Source organism: Amycolatopsis methanolica 239 (assembly GCF_000739085.1).
Classification (GTDB): domain Bacteria; phylum Actinomycetota; class Actinomycetes; order Mycobacteriales; family Pseudonocardiaceae; genus Amycolatopsis_E; species Amycolatopsis_E methanolica.
The window spans coordinates 5641399-5657357 of the sequence record NZ_CP009110.1 but is presented as its reverse complement, the minus strand read 5'-3'; the positions used below and the strand labels follow the sequence as shown (position 1 = coordinate 5657357).

Sequence of the window (15959 nt, the reverse complement as noted above, 5' to 3'; positions counted from 1 at the left end):
CCTAGGTCCCCCCAACACTGTCCGCTGGGCAGGCCCGGAGTCAAGCCGTCGGTTCCTCGCGGCCGAGGCGGGGGAAGGGTTGCGTGGAGAAGATCACCTCGACGGGCACCTCGAAGTACTCGGCGATGCGCAGCGCGAGGTACAGGCTCGGGCTGTATTCGCCGCGTTCGAGGTACCCGATCGTCTGGTAGTGCACCCCGACCGCCTCGGCCAGCTGCCGCCGCGAGATGCCGCGCTCGGCGCGCAGCATCGCGATGCGGTTGTAGATCGACTCACTCATCCCGGCATCCGCTGTAGTGCCTTCTCCCGCCGTGCGGCCACGGTTGACCCGGACTCGCGCCGCGCCATCCTACGCAGCACGATCGGTGCCAGTACCAGGCCCGCGACCGCCCACGCGCCGAGCACGCCGAAGGTCTCCCAGGTCCGCCACGACTGCCCGATCTCCACGGCCACCATGCTGTCCGGCAGGAACGCCGAGCGCATGCCGAGGCCGAGCCAGTACAGCGGGAACACCTGCGCGATGCCCTGGATCCAGGACGGCAGCTCGCCGATCGGGTAGAAGATGCCCGACGTGCCGACCAGCGCCATCACTGGCAGCATGATCACGCCCATCGTGCGCGGGTTCTCGAACAGCGACCCTAACACCGCCCCGATCGGCAGCGTCGCGACCAGGCCGAGCACCAGCACCCAGGCGAGGGTCACCCAGGTCATGGCGTCGATCTCCAGGCCGTCGAACATGAACAGGCCGGGCAGGATCAGCAGCGCGATGCCGACGATCGCCATGCCGGAGACCAGCACGATCTTGCCGATCAGGTAGCCGCTCATGCCGTTGGGCAGGGCCTTCGCGCGCAGCAGGGTCCCGTCCTCGCGTTCGACTGTGAGCTGCTGCATCGTGTTGACCAGCCCGCTGAAGCCGACGCTCGCGCCGATCAGGCTGGGCAGCGTCATCGAGCCGCGGGAGAATGTGGTGCCCGGGATGACCGAGCCCTGAAGCTCTGCCGCAGCTCGATCAGGCCGCACTGGAACCCGGCGCGCAGGGCCGTTCATCGGGCGCCTCCCTCGAACTCGCGCAGCAGCGCCATGTAGGTGTGCTCCAGGCTCGCCCGGCGCACCTCCAGGTCCTCGATCTCCTCGTCGTACTGGGCGAACAGCTCGCGCACGTACTTCGTCGCGTCCGTGGTCGAGTGCACGTACCGCTGGCCGCCGCGGGTCCAGCGCACCTCGGCGTCGGTGGACATCTCGCGGCCGAGCCGCTCGGCCGAGCCGTTCGCGAGGATCGTGCCGCCGGCCAGGATGAGGATCCGGTCGGCGAGCTTCTCGGCCTCGTCCAGGTCGTGCGTGGTGAGCAGGATCGTGGTGTCCGACTCGTCGGCCAGCCGGTGCACCAGGTCGTGGAACTCGCGGCGCGCCTCCGGGTCGAACCCGGCGGTCGGCTCGTCCAGGAACAGCAGGTCGGGCGGCCGGCGATGCCGATCGCGACGTCCAGGCGCCGCCGCTGCCCGCCGGAGAGCCTGCCGACCCGCTTGTGTGCGTGCGGGGTGAGGCCGACCGTCTCGATCAGGTCGTCGACGTCCCACGGCTGCCGGTGGTCGACGTAGTACGAGCCGAGGTGGGCCAGCAGCTCGCGCACCTGCCACTTGCCGTGGTCCCGCCACGACTGCAGCACGATGCCCAGCCGTGCGCGCCAGGCCTCGGTCCCCCTGGCCGGGTCGACGCCGAGCACGCGCACCTCGCCCGCCGAGCGCATCCGGAAGCCTTCGAGGATCTCGATGGTGGTTCGTCTTGCCCGCGCCGTTCGGGCCGAGCAGCGCCAGCACCTCGCCCGGCGCGGCCTGGAAGGTCACGCCCTTGAGCACGTTCCTCAAGCAAGCATCGCGCCGGGATGCGTGGACAACTCGCGGCCGGCGTTTTGGCCTGGTGCTCAGGTCGATCGGGTCACCTTCAAGTTGGGGCATCCGCGGCCATCTCGGGGCGCCACCCCGGATCGCGTTGGGATGCGTAACGGTCCGTCACGGGCATTGGCAGAAGGTAACGTCGCGTCGGGATGCGTGCTCATGAGCTGCTGCGACACACCCAGAGCGCTGGCAGCGTTCACCTCCGCTCGCCTCTACGCTGTGCGAGGTGACGACACAGGCCGATCTTGCCTTCGCGCGGGACGCCGCGCAGGTGAGCATCCTGGACCGCGAACAGCAGGAACTTGGGTTCGTGACGCGGGTGTTCGCCTCGACGTCACTGCCCTACAAGGAACCGCCGCCGACCACCGAGGTGTGGTGGCGCCGCAACGGCAAGCTGCTGCTGACGGTCACTCCCGGCAAGACTCTCGATGAAGACGGCACCGTCCAGAATCTGGGGTTCCCTTTCGGGGCGATCCCGCGACTGCTGCTCGCCTGGTTGTCCACGGCGGCCGTGCAGACGCGAGATCCGCTGTTGCAGCTGCCCGATTCGATGGGCGAGTTCATGCGGGACCTTGGCATTGGCGCGGCGACCGGCGGTAAGAAGGGCAGCATCAGCCGGTTCCGCAACCAGACTAACCGGCTGCTCGAGTGCAACCTCACCGTGAAGCAGGAGGGCGACCCGCGCCTCGACAAGGGCGGAAAGCTCAACATCGCCAGCTCCTGGCAGCTGTGGTGGAGCGAGAACAAGACGCCTGGACCGTCGTGGATCCGGCTCTCCGAAGAGTTCTTCCAGCTGATCCTCCGAGCACCGGTGCCCATCAGCCTGCACGCCCTGCGGGTTTGCCAGAAGTACCCGGTGCAGATGGATCTGTACTGGTGGCTGACCTACCGGCTGTGCTTCCTGCAGAAGCCAGTGCTCGTGACCTGGGAACAGCTCTCCGAACAGTTTGGCTTCCAGCTGGCCCCAACACCGCGCGGCCTGTTCACTTTCAAAAAGGCGATCGTCGACAACTTGAAGAAGGTGCTGGCCGTCTACCAGCAGGCCAATGTGGAGGTCACCAAGCACGGACTGCTGCTCAAGCCGAGCCAACCGCACGTGCCGTTCAAGGGGCTGCGCGCGCTCGAAGTCGGATGATCCGGCGGCGGAGGGGCGCCTGGCGCCCCGCTGTAGCACTCGCGGCTGTTCCAGTCGTGTTGAGCACCGCCTATCAGCGGCTCGCCGAGCGGCGGGACGCACGCCGCTTCCCGTCACCCGGCGCTCTGGTCGACATCGGTGGCCGGCGGGCTGCACGTCTTCCGGTCCGGCAGCAGGGCACTAGCGGTGATTGTGTTGCCAGCGCCGACGAGGCCCACACCCTGCTCACCGCGCTCGAGCTCCACGACCCGGTGATTCTGGTTGGCCACTCCGTCGGCGGGCTGATCGCGAGGTTGTTCGCTGCACGCCATCCGCAGCGTGTGGCATTGTGCTGATGCTGCGCGGGCCGTGGTCTGCTTCGCTCCAGCCGATGCCCGCCCGATCGACCAGCACAACCTGCGCATCCGTGCGCTCGGCGACGGCACGGTGCACCCGGATCTATTCGATGGCCGGGGTCCCCATCGGCACGTGTCATCCTTGTCGACTCCAGCCACGAGGACATGTACGAGCGGCTGCACCGAGTCGATCGCACAGTTCGCGCGAGCGAGCGGTGGAAGGATGTCATCCGTTGGCAGCTGCGGGTGCTGGGCTGGCGGAGGCTGCGGTTTGCGCTCGGGGGACTTCGCGAGCTGCGGAAGTCAGCGGCGCGCGAAGCGCCGCTGATCTCGTCCATGCCCACCTCGCCCGCCAGCTGACGAGCAACTACCGCCGCGCTACCGTCCAAGAGTTCCTAGGTCTCCTCTGCGGCCGGCAAGTCCTGCGTCGCGAGGCGCGAGAACTCGGAGACGTGCCGATCACGGTGGTGACCGCCGGTCCGGCCGGGCGCGAAACCTGGTATCAAGCCTGGCTTGACCTCCGTCCCGGCCGCTGAGACCCGGCGATCCATCCGCCCGTGATTTCCGCGCGTCTGCGAGCCTGCGCGCGGCCAGCGCGATGTCAGCCTTAAGCCCCTACGATGCGCCAGGTTGGCGCACGCCTCATGTCCCCAGCCTGCGCCAATCCGACCCAGCGAAGCGCCCTTCGGTTAGGGCTTGCCCCGCCCCTCACAGGGGCCCGGACGACCGGGCCAGCAGCTTCCCGAGTGCGGCCGAGGCCTTCCCGCCTTGCCTCAACGTACTACGTACCGGAATTCTGGGCCGACTTTCGATGAGGTGAGGCGGCGGGCAGCGAGATGCGCGCGGGCTACGACCGCGTCGACCGGTGGCGGCAAGACTGCGCCCGGCTCGCCGCAGAGCACCGCGGCATCCTCGACGCCCTCGAAGCCGGGGCCCGGCTCGCCGCCGAGTACGTCACCGCCCATATCAGCCGGTTCTAGGGCCTCCTGCACACGAGCTGGCGTGCCCCGCCCCGGATGTTCAGGATTCCGGGGTTCGCCGGTAGTGGTCGGCGTAGCGCTGGCGCACCACGTTCTTCTGGATCTTGCCCGTGGAGGTGCGGGGCAGTTCGTCAGTCACGATCACCGACTTCGGTGCCTTGTAGGGATCGATGCGCTGCTTGACGCCGGTGATGATTGCCTGCGGATCCAGCCGAGTGCCAGGACGTGGCACGACCACCGCCGTGATCGCCTCGCTCCAGTGGTCGTGCGGCAGGCCGACCACCACCGCCTCCGCGATGTCCGGCTCGACTTCGTAGACCGCCTTCTCGACCTCGATCGAGGCCACGTTCTCGCCACCGGTCTTGATCACGTCCTTGCGCCGGTCGGCGAACCACAGCACCCCGTCGTCGTCGAACAGGCCCACGTCGCCGGAGTGGAACCAGCCGTGGGCGAACGCCTCGGCGGTGGCTTCGGGGTTCCGCAGGTATTCCGACAACGTGTGGGGGCCGCGGTAGACGATCTCCCCCTTCTGTCCCGCGGGCAGCAGCCTGCCGTCCCCGGCCATGATGCCCACCTGGACGTTCGTCACCGGGGTGCCGACCGCGCCTGGGTGCGACAACTGGTGCTCCGGCCGGAAGAAGGTCGCCACCGGGCTCATCTCGGTCTGACCGAACAGCAGGTAGAAGTCGCAGGCGAACACTTCCAGGCACCGGCGTAGCTGGTCGTGGGGCATCGGCGCCATGGCGTAGCAGGCGCGGCGGAGGCTGCTCAGATCGCGTTCACCGACTCCGGGCTCGTCGAGCATCGCCCGGTACATCATAGGCAGGCCGAACAGCTGGGTGACCCGCTCGCGCTCGATCAGGTCAAGCAGTGGCCCGGGCTCGAATCCCCGACGCAGGTACTGCGCGGCGCCCACCGCGACCGCGGGCGTGCAGAACGCGTTGAGCTGTGCGGTGTGGAACATCGGCATCATCGCCACGATCCGGTCGTCCTCGGCGAAGCGGGCCTCTAGCGCCACCGATAGCGACTCGAGATAGATCGCGGTGTGGTTGCCGACCACGCCTTTGGGAAACGACGTGGTCCCGCTCGTGTACAGGTAGCTCAGCGGATCACGGTCGGCGACGTAACACTCCGGATCCGTGCCGGGCCGGTCCGCGCCGAGTTCGGCGAACGTCAGCCATCGCCGGTCTACGGGGCGCGGCAGTCCCGCCGTGACCGTGCCCGGCGCGACGATCACCTCCCGCACCCCGCCCGCTCCGGCGATCGCGGGCACCATCGCGGCGGCGAGCTGGCTCTCCACGACGATGCCGCGGGCCCGGGAGTGCTCCAGGACGTAGGTCACCTCGTTCGGGCGCCAGCCTAGGTTCACCGGTACACACACGATCCCGGTCTTGGCGCAGGCGAAGTACGTCGCCAGGAATTCCAGGCTGTTGCCCGAGGCCACTGCGAGCGCGTCCCCGCGGGTGTAGCCGAGCGCGAGCAGTCCGTGTGCGGTCCGGTTGACGAGGGCATTGAAGTCCGCATAAGACAGCCGCCGCTCACCGTCGGCGACCGCGAGCCGCGCGGGAAAGCGCGCGGCCGAACGTGTCAGCAGGTCCCCCACGTTGACCCGCTGGATGAGATTGACACCCAGCTCTCCGGCTCCGGTCATCGTTTACGGCTCTCCTCGGTCCGGAATGAACGGTTTCGGCTGGATCGTGAGGTTTGGACGCGGAGCTCGTGCCGCTCGGCGCCCGGGGCGTGCGTGCGGCACGCACCCTCCCGTCAGGTCCGGCCAGCAACGACGTTACTCACTATTCACTAGTTGGGAAAGTCGAGGTTTCTCCGAGTGCCGTCCCGCTCGCGGGGGATACGATCCGCGATCGGTGCGCCTCGCGCGAGCCCCGGGCGAGACTGGACTGCCTAGTCAGGCGCGATTCACATCACAGGCGCGCTCGCGCGGGGGCAGGCGGCGCAACGGAACAAGAGGATAACCCTGCTGAAGCTGCCGATTGAGGGTCGAGCCGCCCACGCGGCCGACCGGCGGGGTGTCCTTGTCAAACCGCCCGTAGTGAACCATCATGCACTAAGGTGGCTTCGCTGCCTGCGGCGCACGATGACAAAGGAGTTGGCGTGGACTTTCGGGAGACCTCGGAACACAGGGATCTCCGCGACACGGTGGCGGCGATCGCGGCGAAGTTCGGCCCGGCCTACTACGTACCGCGGGCCGAGGCGGGGGAGCCGACCTCCGAGCTGTGGGCGGAGCTGGGGCGCAGCGGCTTCCTCGGTATCAACCTGCCCGAGGAGTACGGCGGCGGCGGGGCAGGCCTGGCCGAGCTCGCGATGGTGTGCGAGGAGACCGCGGCGGCGGGCTGTCCGCTGCTCCTGCTGCTGGTCTCGGCCGCGATCTCGGGGGAGATGATCGCCGACTTCGGCACAGAGGAACAGAAGCGGTACTGGTTGCCGCGCATGGCCTTGGGCGAGTCCAAGGTGGTATTCGGCATCACCGAGCCGGAGGCGGGCTCGAACACCCACCGGCTGTCCACAGTGGCCCGGCGGGACGGCGGGGATTTCGTCATCACCGGCACCAAGCACTACATCTCCGGCGTGGACGAGGCCGAGGCGATCCTCCTCGTGACCAGGACCGGGTGGGACGAGGCCGCGGGCCGGGGAAGGCTCTCGCTGTTCGTCGTGCCCACCGACACCCCGGGTCTGGTCGCGACCCCGCTGCCGGTCTCGGCGAAGGTGCCGGAGAAGCAGTTCGTCCTGCACTTCGACGAGCTCCGTGCGCCAGCCGAGTGGCTCGTGGGGGAGGAGGGCAACGGCTTCCGGCAGGTCTTCCACGGGCTCAACCCCGAACGCATCACCGGCGCGGCCGTGTGCGTCGGCGTCGCGCGGCACGTGCTGCGGCAGGCCGCGGACTACGCCTCGACGAGATCGGTGTGGGGCACGCCCATCGGCACCCACCAGGGCGTCTCCCATCCGCTCGCCAAGGCCCAAATCGAAACCGACCTCGCCGCCTTGATGACGGCGAAGGCGGCATGGCTGCACGACAACGACCTGCCGGCGGGCGAGGCATCCAACGAGGCCAAGTACGCCGCCGCGGAAGCCGCCGGGGCGGCCACCGACGCGGCGATCCAGGCGCACGGCGGCAACGGGCTGGCCACCGAGTACGGCCTGCTGCCCTACTGGGGCCTGGCGCGGCTGCTGCGGATCGCTCCGGTCAGCCGCGAGATGATCCTCAACTTCGTCGCCCAGCACGGCCTCGGGCTGCCCCGCTCCTACTGATCTGAGAAGAACGGACCACAGCCAGATGACGACGGTACTGCGCTCCGCGCTCAACACCGCGGACGAGACTTACCAGGCCAACTACCGCCACCAGAAACGGGTACTGGCCGAACTCGACGAGCAGACCCAGGCGGCCATCGCCGGTGGTGGGCCGCGCTACCAGCAACGCCATCGAGACCGCGGGCGGATGCTGGTCCGCGAGCGCATCGAGCTGCTGCTCGATCGCGACGCCTCGTTCCTCGAACTGTCCACGCTCGCGGCGTGGGGCACGCAGTTTCCCGTCGGCGCGTCGGTGGTGACCGGCATCGGCGTCGTCTCGGGCGTCGAATGCATGCTCATCGCCCACGATCCCACGGTACGCGGCGGCGCGATGAACCCGTACTCGCTGAAGAAGACATTGCGGGCGCTGGAAATCGCCCGGGTCAACCGGTTGCCGGTGATCAACCTGGTGGAGTCCGGCGGCGCGGACCTGCCGACGCAGTCGGAGTTGTTCGTGCACGCCGGGAAGATCTTCCACGACCTCACCGAGCTCTCGTCCATGGCGATCCCCACGATCGCGCTCGTGTTCGGCAACTCCACCGCGGGCGGCGCCTACGTGCCCGGCATGTGTGACTACGCGGTGATGGTCGACCAGCAGGCGAAGGTGTTCCTCGGCGGCCCACCGCTGGTGAAGATGGCCACCGGGGAGGACGCCGACGACGAGGAGCTCGGCGGTGCGGCGATGCACGCGAAGGTGTCCGGGTTGTGTGACCACTTCGCCGTCGACGAGCGGGACTGCATCCGCATCGGGCGGCAGATCGTGTCCGAGCTGAACTGGCGCAAGCTCGGCCCGGGACCGACGATGCCTGCCGACGAGCCCCTTTACGACCCGGACGAGTTGCTGGGCATTGCCCCGGCGGACATCAAGGTGCCCTTCGACCCGCGCGAGGTGATCGCCCGGGTGGTCGACGGTTCCCGGTTCGGTGAGTACAAACCGTTGTGGGGCACGAGCCTGGTTACCGGCTGGGCCTCGGTGCACGGTTACCCGGTGGGCATCCTCGCCAACGCCCGCGGCGTGTTGTTCAGCGAGGAGGCCAAGAAGGCGAGCGAGTTCATCCAGCTGGCGAACCAGACCGACACGCCGCTGCTGTTCCTGCAGAACACCACGGGCTACATGGTGGGCAAGAACTACGAGCAGGGCGGGATCATCAAGGACGGCTCCAAGATGATCAACTCGGTCGCCAACAGCAAGGTCCCGCACATCACCGTCAACCTGGCGGCCTCTTTCGGCGCGGGCAACTACGGGATGTCGGGCCGCGCGTACGACCCGCGGCTGATGTTCGCGTGGGCGGGCTCGCGGCTGGCGGTGATGGGCGCCGCGCAGCTGGCCGGGGTCCTGTCCATCGTGGCGAAGCAGTCGGCGTCCGCCGCTGGGCGCGAGTTCGACGTCGAAGCCGATGAGCGCAACCGCGCGGCGATCGAGGCACAGATCGACAAGGAGTCGCACTCGTTCTTCGTCACCGCGCGCCTGTACGACGACGGGCTCATCGACCCGCGTGACACCCGCACCGTGCTCGGCATCGCTCTGTCCGCCGCGCACTCCAACATCGTCGCCGGCCAGCGTGGCTACGGCGTCTTCCGGATGTGAGGACCACCTGAGATGACCACCCAGACCAGCCCGGCCCGGCACCCGATCCGGAAGCTGCTCGTGGCCAACCGGGGTGAGATCGCCGAACGGGTCATCCGCTCGGCGCGCGCACTGGACATCGCCACCGTCGCGGTGCACTCCGACCCCGACGCCGACGCCCTGTTCGTCGAGGCCGCCGATGAGGCAATCCTGCTCCCCGGTGCCGCCTCGGCCGACACCTACCTGCGCGGCGACCTGATCATCGAGGCCGCATTGGCCACCGGCGCTGACGCCATCCATCCCGGCTACGGATTCCTGTCGGAGAACGCCGGCTTCGCCCGCCAGTGCGCCGAAGCGGGATTGATCTTCGTCGGGCCGCCGGTCGAGGCGATCGAGGCAATGGGGTCGAAGATCGCTGCCAAAGAGCTGATGGCCAAGGCGGGCGTGCCCGTGCTGCCCGGCGCCACGATCGACGACACTGATGAGGTCGACGCCGTGGCCGTGGCCGCGATGGCCGACGGCGTCGGGTATCCGCTGCTGGTCAAGGCCGCCTTTGGGGGTGGCGGGCGCGGAATGCGCATCGTCCGTGATGCGGACGAGGTCGTCGACGCCGTAACCGGGGCTCGGCGGGAAGCGGCGTCGGCGTTCGGCAACGCAACGGTGTTCCTCGAACGGTTCGTCGAGAACCCGCGGCACGTCGAGGTACAGATCTTCGGCGACACCCACGGCACCGTGGTGCACCTGTTCGAACGCGAGTGCTCCATCCAACGCCGCTATCAGAAGATCATCGAGGAGGCCCCGTCGCCCGCCGTGGACGAGGTGCTGCGCGCGCGGCTCGGCGAGGCCGCCGTCGCCGCGGGCGCCGCGATCGGCTACACCGGTGCCGGCACGGTCGAGTTCGTCATGGCGCCCAACGGCGAGTTCTTCTTCCTTGAGGTCAACACCCGGCTCCAGGTCGAGCACCCGGTCACGGAGGAAGTCACCGGCCTGGACCTCGTGGCGCTGCAGATCCAGGTCGCCGAGGGCGAGCCGCTCCCGGCCGAGGTCCTTGAGGCGAGGATCGCCGGGCACGCCGTGGAAGCACGCCTGTACGCGGAGGACCCCGCAGCCGACTACCTGCCGGGCAGCGGCACCCTGCACCGCTTCCGGATCCCGGACCTGCCCAGCGTGCGCGTCGACACCGGGGTCCGGGACGGTTCGGTGGTCGGGACGAATTACGACCCGATGCTCGCCAAGGTGATCGCGCATGGGCGGACCCGCGACGAAGCCGTGCGCAGGCTGGCCCGGGCACTGGCCGAGGCACAGATTCACGGGCTGGTGACCAACCGCGATCTGCTGGTCGCGATCCTGAGGGACCCCGAGTTCGTGGCCGGCGCCACCGACACCGGCTACCTCACCCGGCACCCGCCCGCCACCCTCGTCGGCACGCCGGGCAAGGACGTCATCGCCGTGCACACGCTCGCCGCGGCACTCGCGGGTCAGGCCGCGCGCCGGGCCGGGGCGCCGGTACAGCGCGCGGTGCCCACCGGCTGGCGCAACGTCGTGAGCGGCCCGCAGCGCGCCGAGTACCGCATCGGCGACACCGATGTGGACATCGCCTACCGCATCACAAGGGAGGGCCTGACCGCCGAGGTGGACGGGACGCCGCTGACCGGGCTGGCGCTGCTTGCCGCCCGGCCGGACCTGGTAGACCTGCGCGTGGACGGCGTGCGGCGCCGGGTGCACGTTCACACCGTCGGAGACGCGGTGTATTGCGACTCCGTGCTCGGCGGGACCACGCTGACCGAACGCCCCCGGCTGCCCGAGCCGGGCAGTGGCGCGGCGCCCGGCTCGCTGCTCGCGCCGATGCCTGGCACCGTGGTCCGGGTCGTCGCCGAACAGGGGCAGCAGGTCGAGGCCGGCGCGGTGATCGTCGTGTTCGAGGCGATGAAGATGGAACATTCCGTGCGCGCACCCATAGCCGGGACAGTCGCCGAACTGTCCGTCCGCACCGGGCAGACGGTCGAAGCCGGCGAGACCGTCGCCGTGATCGCCGAGGAGGAGGCCTGATGACCCCCGTGCGCTACGAAGTGACCAACGGTGTCGCCTGGCTGACCATCGACCGCCCGGAGGCGCGCAACGCACTCAGCGAAGACGTCCGGAAAGGACTGTTCGACGGGGTGCACCGGTTCAACGCCGACGACGAGGCCAAGGTGCTGGTGCTCACCGGCGCCGGGGAGAAGGCGTTCTGCGCGGGCGGCGATCTCAAGGAGATGAACGCCACCGCACTGACCGTCCCGCCGCCGGACTTCGTGCCCCAGATGGGCCGCAACGTCGACGTGCCCAAGCCGACGATCGCCGCGGTCAACGGGATCGCCTACGGCGGCGGGTTCCTGCTCGCCCAGCAGTGCGACCTGGTCATCGCCGCCGACCACGCCCGTTTTGCCGTCTCGGAGGTCAAGGTGGGCCGCGGTTGCCCGTGGGCCGCGCCGCTGTCGTGGCTGGTGCCGCCACGGGTGGCACTGGAGATCCTGCTCACCGGTGATCCGATCAGCGCCGCCCGCGCCCAGCAGCACGGGCTGGTCAACGACGTGGTGCCGCTGGCCCGGCTGCGGGAGCGCACCCAGCAGCTCGCCGAGCGGATTGCCGCCAACGCGCCGCTGTCGGTGTTGGCGTCAAAACGCACCGCCTATCTGTCCGCCAGCCACCCCCGTGGGCAGGCATATGACCGGGCCGAGGAGATCTGGGAGCCGGTGTACCTCTCGCAGGACGCGCAGGAGGGGCCGCGGGCCTTCCGGGAGAAGCGTGCGGCGGTCTGGCGGGGGCGCTGACATGAGCGTGTCGATGGATCAGGTACTCGACGATCTCACCGCCGAGACGGGGGTGCTGGCCGAGCTGGTCGCCGGGCTGGACGACACCGCGATCTCCGCTCCCACACCCGCGGTGGGCTGGAGCATCCGCGACCAGCTCACCCATCTCGCGTTCTTCGACGAGACCGCGACGCAGGCCGCCGTCGATCCGGCGGCGTTCCGGCGCCACGCCGACGCGCTGATCGCCGGCGGTATGGACTTTCCCGACCGGATCGCCGCCGAGCACGCACACCTGTCCGCTGACGAGGTCCGCGCCTGGCTGACCAGGGCGCGGGCCGGGCTCGTCACGGTGTTCCGCGACCTGGCACCGAAGACGCGGCTTCCCTGGTACGGGCCGGACATGAGCGCGATGTCCTCGGTCACGGCGAGGCTGATGGAGACCTGGGCGCACGGTCAGGATGTCGCCGACGCGCTGGGCAAGCAGCGCGAGCCCACCGACCGGTTGCGCCACATCGCGCACTTGGGAGTGCGCACCACCGGGTTCTCCTTCGCCCTGCACGGCAGGCCCGCGCCGACCGAGCCGATCCGGGTCGAGATCGACGCGCCCTCTTGCGCCCGCTGGACGTGGGGCCCTGCCGACGCGCGGGACCGGGTGAGTGGGTCCGCCCTGGACTTCTGCCTCGTCGTCACCCAGCGGAGGCACTTGGACGACACCCAGCTCACCGTCACCGGCCCGGTCGCGGCCGAGTGGTTGTCGATCGCCCAGACCTTCGCGGGCGCGCCCGGCACCGGGCGCGCTCCTGGTCTGGTGACCAGTCGAGGAGGAACATCATGACCAGCGCCGGCCGGGCCGTGCGGATCGGCAACTGCTCGGGCTTCTACGGTGACCGGCTGGCCGCCGCGCGCGAGATGGTCGAGGGCGGACCGATCGACGTGCTTACCGGCGACTACCTCGCCGAGCTGACCATGCTGATCCTGTGGAAGGCCAAGCGGAAGGACCCCGCCGCCGGGTACGCCAAGACGTTCCTCACCCAGGTCGAACAGGTGTTGGGCACGTGCCTGGACCGCGGCATCCGCATCGTGTCGAACGCCGGCGGGCTCAACTCCGCCGGGCTCGCTGCCGAGCTGGCGGCGCTGGCCGGGCGGCTCGGGCTGCACCCCCGGATCGCCCACGTCGACGGGGACGACCTGATCCACCGTCTCGACGAGCTGCAGGCGGCGGGCCACGCGCTCGCGCATCTGGACACCGGGCGCGAACTCGCCGAGGCACACGTACGGCCGGTGTCGGCCAACGCCTACCTGGGGGGGTGGGGGATCACCGAGGCGCTGCGGGCCGACGCCGACATCGTGGTCACCGGGCGGGTCACCGACGCCTCGCTGGCCGTGGGACCCGCGGCCTGGTGGCACGGCTGGAGACCCAGCGACGCCGACATCTTCGACAAGATCGCGGGCGCGATGGCCGCCGGGCACGTCATCGAGTGCGGTCCCCAAGCCACCGGCGGGAACTACGCGTTCTTCGAGGAGGTCACCGACCGCCGCTACCCGGGCTTCCCGATCGCCGAGATCGCCGCGGACGGTTCCAGCATCATCACCAAGCACGAGGACACCGGAGGCCTGGTCTCGCCAGGAACCGTCACCGCCCAGCTGCTGTACGAGATCGCCGAGCCCGCCTATGCCGGACCCGACGCGGTCGCTCACTTCGACACGCTCAGCCTGGAACAGGAAGGAGTGCACCGGGTCCGGATCCGGGGCACCCGCGGCAGCCCGCCGGGTGACCAGCTCAAGGTCGCCCTCAACTACGAGGGTGGGTACCGCAACACCATGACACTCGTCCTCACCGGCACCCGGATCGAGGAGAAGGCGGCCTGGGCGGTCGAGCAGCTGACCGAGCTGCTGGGCGGGCCGGACGCCTTCGCCGAGTTCGACACGCGGCTGTTGCGGTTCGACAAGCCCGACGCGCCGAACAATGCCGAGGCCACCGCGCACCTGCGGGTCTCGGTCAAGGACCCGGACCGGCGCAAGGTCGGGCGGGCCTTCTCCAACACCGTTATGGAGCTGGCTCTGGGTGGTTACCCCGGGTTCCACACCACGACCCCGCCATCGGCGGAAAGCGCGTTCGGCGTCTACTGGCCCACCCTCGTCCCCGCCGGGGAGGTCGAGCACCGGGTGACCCTGCCCGACGGCGGTGTCCGGGTCATCCCGCACAGTCCGGTCACCGCCCCGTCGCCGGCTCCCGGGGTGCCCGAACCCGCCGCACCGCCGCCGCCCGGGGCGACACGCCGGGTGCCGCTGGGCACCATCGCCGGGGCACGATCCGGCGACAAGGGCGGCAACGCCAACGTCGGCGTGTGGACCCGTACCGACGACGAATACGCCTGGTTGCGTGGTTACCTGACCACCGCTCGCCTGCGGGAGCTGATCCCGGAGGCGGCGCCGCTGGAGATCCGCCGCTACGAGCTGCCCAACCTGCGCGCGGTCAACTTCGTGATCGTCGGCATCCTCGGCGAGGGCGTGGCCTCGGCGACCCGGCCTGATCCGCAGGCCAAGGGACTTGGCGAATATTTGCGCAGCAGGTTGGCCGACGTCCCGGAAAGCCTGCTGGGAAGCTGAGCGCCGCCGTGCCCGCGCCTAAGCCGGCCAGAAGTCTCGACCGCGTCCCGCGGCGGGACCCCGGCCGTAAGGCACGCATCCTGGCCTGCTCGGCAGAGCTGATCTCCCGGCACGGCTACCACGCGGTCGGGCTGGCGGACATCGGTACCGCGGCAGGAATCGTGAGCACGGGGATCTACCGGCACTTCCCGAGCAAGTCGGCGATCCTGACCGCGCTGCTGCACCAGGTGATGGACCTGCTCGCGCGCACGTCCGCGGAGATCACCAGCACGGCGCAGAATGACCGCGCGGCGCTGACCGCCCTGGTGGAAAACCACGTGCGCATCGCGATCGGTGACCGGCGGATCCTGCGGGTCTACCACCTGGAAGCGCACAATCTCGCACCCGAGGACCTGCGCGGGCTGCGCCGTGCGCAGCGCCGCTACCTTGAGCACTGGGTTTCGGTCGTGGTTCTGTTGCGCTCGGGTGTCACCGGAGACGAGGCGAGGGTGCTGGTCCACGCCGCGATCGGCAGCGTCCAGTCGATCCTGTTCCACGACTCCGGGTTGCCGCTGGATCGGCTCACGGCGCTGCTGTGCCAGACCGCGCACGCCTGCCTGGGGATCGCTCCGGGCGGGGCCTGAGGTCGTGGTCAGCTGCCGAATACGGCTTGGGCCACGGCGTCCAGATCGCCGGGCAGCCCCTGCACCGCGATGGAGTCGACCACCGTGGGCTCCCCGCTGGCGAGTGCGTCGCGGATCGCGGCCGCGCCGTCGTAGGACAGTGGTGTACTCGCGTGCGAGCACCGACCACTTCGACGTACTCACGGGTCCGCGCGAGCCGGCGGGATAGGCTACGCCGTGCCAGCCCTCGGACACCTGGGGCCCGGACACTCCGAGGTCGAGGACCACCCGGCCACCGGAGAGGTGATCCAGCGTCGCCGCGCTCATGGCGGTGGCCGCCGGTGTGCGGGCCGAGATCTGGGCGACCGCGGTGCCCAGCCGCAGGCGCTCGCTCGGTCCGTGGTGCCGTGCACCAGGCCAGCGGGGTGAACACGTCCGATCCGTATGCCTCGGCGAACCAGACGTCGAAACCGAGGTCCTCGATCTGGCGGACCTGCTCGTCCCCCCACCGGGGCGGCAAGCCCCGCGGTGAAAGTGCCCGACGTTGAAGGCGGACCCAGGCGCCGCGTGCCGGGGCGCGGCGTCGGCGTTCGCCTATAGTAGTGCATGGTCATTCACTTCGACGTCAGCCATCCTGCTTCCCCGACGGCCGTCGTTGGCGCTACTCACGTGCTGTTGAGTGGACATGTCATCGCGTCGTCGCTGTCCGGCCAGGTGGGACTGATTTCATGTTGATGTGA

Annotated in this window: 13 protein-coding genes and 2 pseudogenes; 10 read left to right on the top strand and 5 right to left on the bottom strand. The window is 69.6% G+C overall.

The window, feature by feature from the left end; genetic code table 11:
* Window positions 1–40: 40 nt before the first annotated feature.
* From AMETH_RS27505 to AMETH_RS27495, 3 genes and pseudogenes are all read right to left on the bottom strand, one after another.
* Window positions 41–280 (bottom strand): helix-turn-helix transcriptional regulator, encoded by a 240-nt coding sequence (locus AMETH_RS27505; protein ID WP_017984423.1) that lies wholly within the window; start codon window positions 278–280, stop codon window positions 41–43.
* On the bottom strand, window positions 277–948 hold the full coding sequence (locus tag AMETH_RS27500; protein WP_017984422.1) for an ABC transporter permease: 672 nt from the start codon (window positions 946–948) through the stop codon (window positions 277–279). The genes AMETH_RS27505 and AMETH_RS27500 overlap by 4 nt, the downstream gene beginning before the upstream one ends.
* Window positions 949–1043: 95 nt before the next feature.
* Window positions 1044–1955: pseudogene (locus AMETH_RS27495) on the bottom strand (ABC transporter ATP-binding protein).
* A gap of 166 nt (window positions 1956–2121) precedes the next feature.
* Between AMETH_RS27495 and AMETH_RS27490 the strand changes: the two are divergent.
* From AMETH_RS27490 to AMETH_RS38230, 3 genes are all read left to right on the top strand, one after another.
* On the top strand, window positions 2122–3030 hold the full coding sequence (locus AMETH_RS27490) for a replication protein RepA (RefSeq protein ID WP_020486732.1): 909 nt from the start codon (window positions 2122–2124) through the stop codon (window positions 3028–3030).
* 56 nt (window positions 3031–3086) lie between these two features.
* Window positions 3087–3365, top strand: a complete 279-nt coding sequence (locus AMETH_RS38235) for an alpha/beta fold hydrolase (RefSeq protein WP_223842952.1) — start codon at window positions 3087–3089, stop codon at window positions 3363–3365.
* A gap of 836 nt (window positions 3366–4201) precedes the next feature.
* A complete protein-coding gene (locus tag AMETH_RS38230) occupies window positions 4202–4345 on the top strand; it encodes a hypothetical protein (protein WP_017984416.1) in 144 nt (47 codons plus the stop codon).
* A 40-nt stretch (window positions 4346–4385) separates the two neighbouring features.
* On the opposite strand, the gene AMETH_RS27480 is transcribed toward AMETH_RS38230, so the two are convergent.
* Window positions 4386–5996 carry an AMP-binding protein gene (locus AMETH_RS27480; RefSeq protein WP_017984415.1) on the bottom strand — a complete coding sequence of 537 codons (1611 nt, stop codon included), beginning with the start codon at window positions 5994–5996 and terminating at the stop codon, window positions 4386–4388.
* Between the two features lie 461 nt (window positions 5997–6457).
* Between AMETH_RS27480 and AMETH_RS27475 the strand changes: the two genes are divergently transcribed.
* Genes AMETH_RS27475 through AMETH_RS27445 form a run of 7 tightly spaced genes read left to right on the top strand, consistent with a single transcriptional unit; the run spans window position 6458 to window position 15240 of the window.
* Window positions 6458–7612, top strand: a complete 1155-nt coding sequence (locus AMETH_RS27475) for an acyl-CoA dehydrogenase family protein (RefSeq protein WP_017984414.1) — start codon at window positions 6458–6460, stop codon at window positions 7610–7612.
* Window positions 7613–7637: 25 nt separating this feature from the next.
* Window positions 7638–9239, top strand: coding sequence for an acyl-CoA carboxylase subunit beta (locus AMETH_RS27470; protein ID WP_017984413.1), 1602 nt, complete (start codon window positions 7638–7640; stop codon window positions 9237–9239).
* A gap of 12 nt (window positions 9240–9251) precedes the next feature.
* Complete coding sequence (locus AMETH_RS27465) at window positions 9252–11267, top strand: acetyl/propionyl/methylcrotonyl-CoA carboxylase subunit alpha (protein WP_017984412.1); 2016 nt, start codon at window positions 9252–9254, stop codon at window positions 11265–11267.
* Complete coding sequence (locus tag AMETH_RS27460; RefSeq protein ID WP_017984411.1) at window positions 11267–12028, top strand: enoyl-CoA hydratase/isomerase family protein; 762 nt, start codon at window positions 11267–11269, stop codon at window positions 12026–12028. Before AMETH_RS27465 ends, AMETH_RS27460 begins: the two co-directional genes overlap by 1 nt.
* Window positions 12029–12041: 13 nt before the next feature.
* Entirely contained in the window at window positions 12042–12842 is an 801-nt protein-coding gene (locus tag AMETH_RS27455) for a TIGR03084 family metal-binding protein (RefSeq protein WP_223842951.1), read from the top strand.
* Window positions 12839–14617, top strand: coding sequence for an acyclic terpene utilization AtuA family protein (locus tag AMETH_RS27450; RefSeq protein WP_017984409.1), 1779 nt, complete (start codon window positions 12839–12841; stop codon window positions 14615–14617). The genes AMETH_RS27455 and AMETH_RS27450 overlap by 4 nt, the downstream gene beginning before the upstream one ends.
* Window positions 14618–14625: 8 nt before the next feature.
* A complete protein-coding gene (locus AMETH_RS27445) occupies window positions 14626–15240 on the top strand; it encodes a TetR/AcrR family transcriptional regulator (RefSeq protein ID WP_026153427.1) in 615 nt (204 codons plus the stop codon).
* Between the two features lie 163 nt (window positions 15241–15403).
* Here AMETH_RS27445 and AMETH_RS42790 read toward each other — a convergent pair.
* Window positions 15404–15739, bottom strand: a pseudogene (locus tag AMETH_RS42790) (LLM class flavin-dependent oxidoreductase); the annotation flags it as partial.
* Between the last annotated feature and the right edge of the window lie 220 nt (window positions 15740–15959).

Coding starts and splice junctions, on each gene's coding strand:
- AMETH_RS27505 (WP_017984423.1), bottom strand. CDS start 280: ATGAGTGAGTCGATCTACAACCGCATCGCGATGCTGCGCGCCGAGCGC.
- AMETH_RS27500 (WP_017984422.1), bottom strand. CDS start 948: ATGACGCTGCCCAGCCTGATCGGCGCGAGCGTCGGCTTCAGCGGGCTG.
- AMETH_RS38230 (WP_017984416.1), top strand. CDS start 4,202: ATGCGCGCGGGCTACGACCGCGTCGACCGGTGGCGGCAAGACTGCGCC.
- AMETH_RS27480 (WP_017984415.1), bottom strand. CDS start 5,996: ATGACCGGAGCCGGAGAGCTGGGTGTCAATCTCATCCAGCGGGTCAAC.
- AMETH_RS27470 (WP_017984413.1), top strand. CDS start 7,638: ATGACGACGGTACTGCGCTCCGCGCTCAACACCGCGGACGAGACTTAC.
- AMETH_RS27465 (WP_017984412.1), top strand. CDS start 9,252: ATGACCACCCAGACCAGCCCGGCCCGGCACCCGATCCGGAAGCTGCTC.
- AMETH_RS27460 (WP_017984411.1), top strand. CDS start 11,267: ATGACCCCCGTGCGCTACGAAGTGACCAACGGTGTCGCCTGGCTGACC.
- AMETH_RS27455 (WP_223842951.1), top strand. CDS start 12,042: ATGGATCAGGTACTCGACGATCTCACCGCCGAGACGGGGGTGCTGGCC.
- AMETH_RS27450 (WP_017984409.1), top strand. CDS start 12,839: ATGACCAGCGCCGGCCGGGCCGTGCGGATCGGCAACTGCTCGGGCTTC.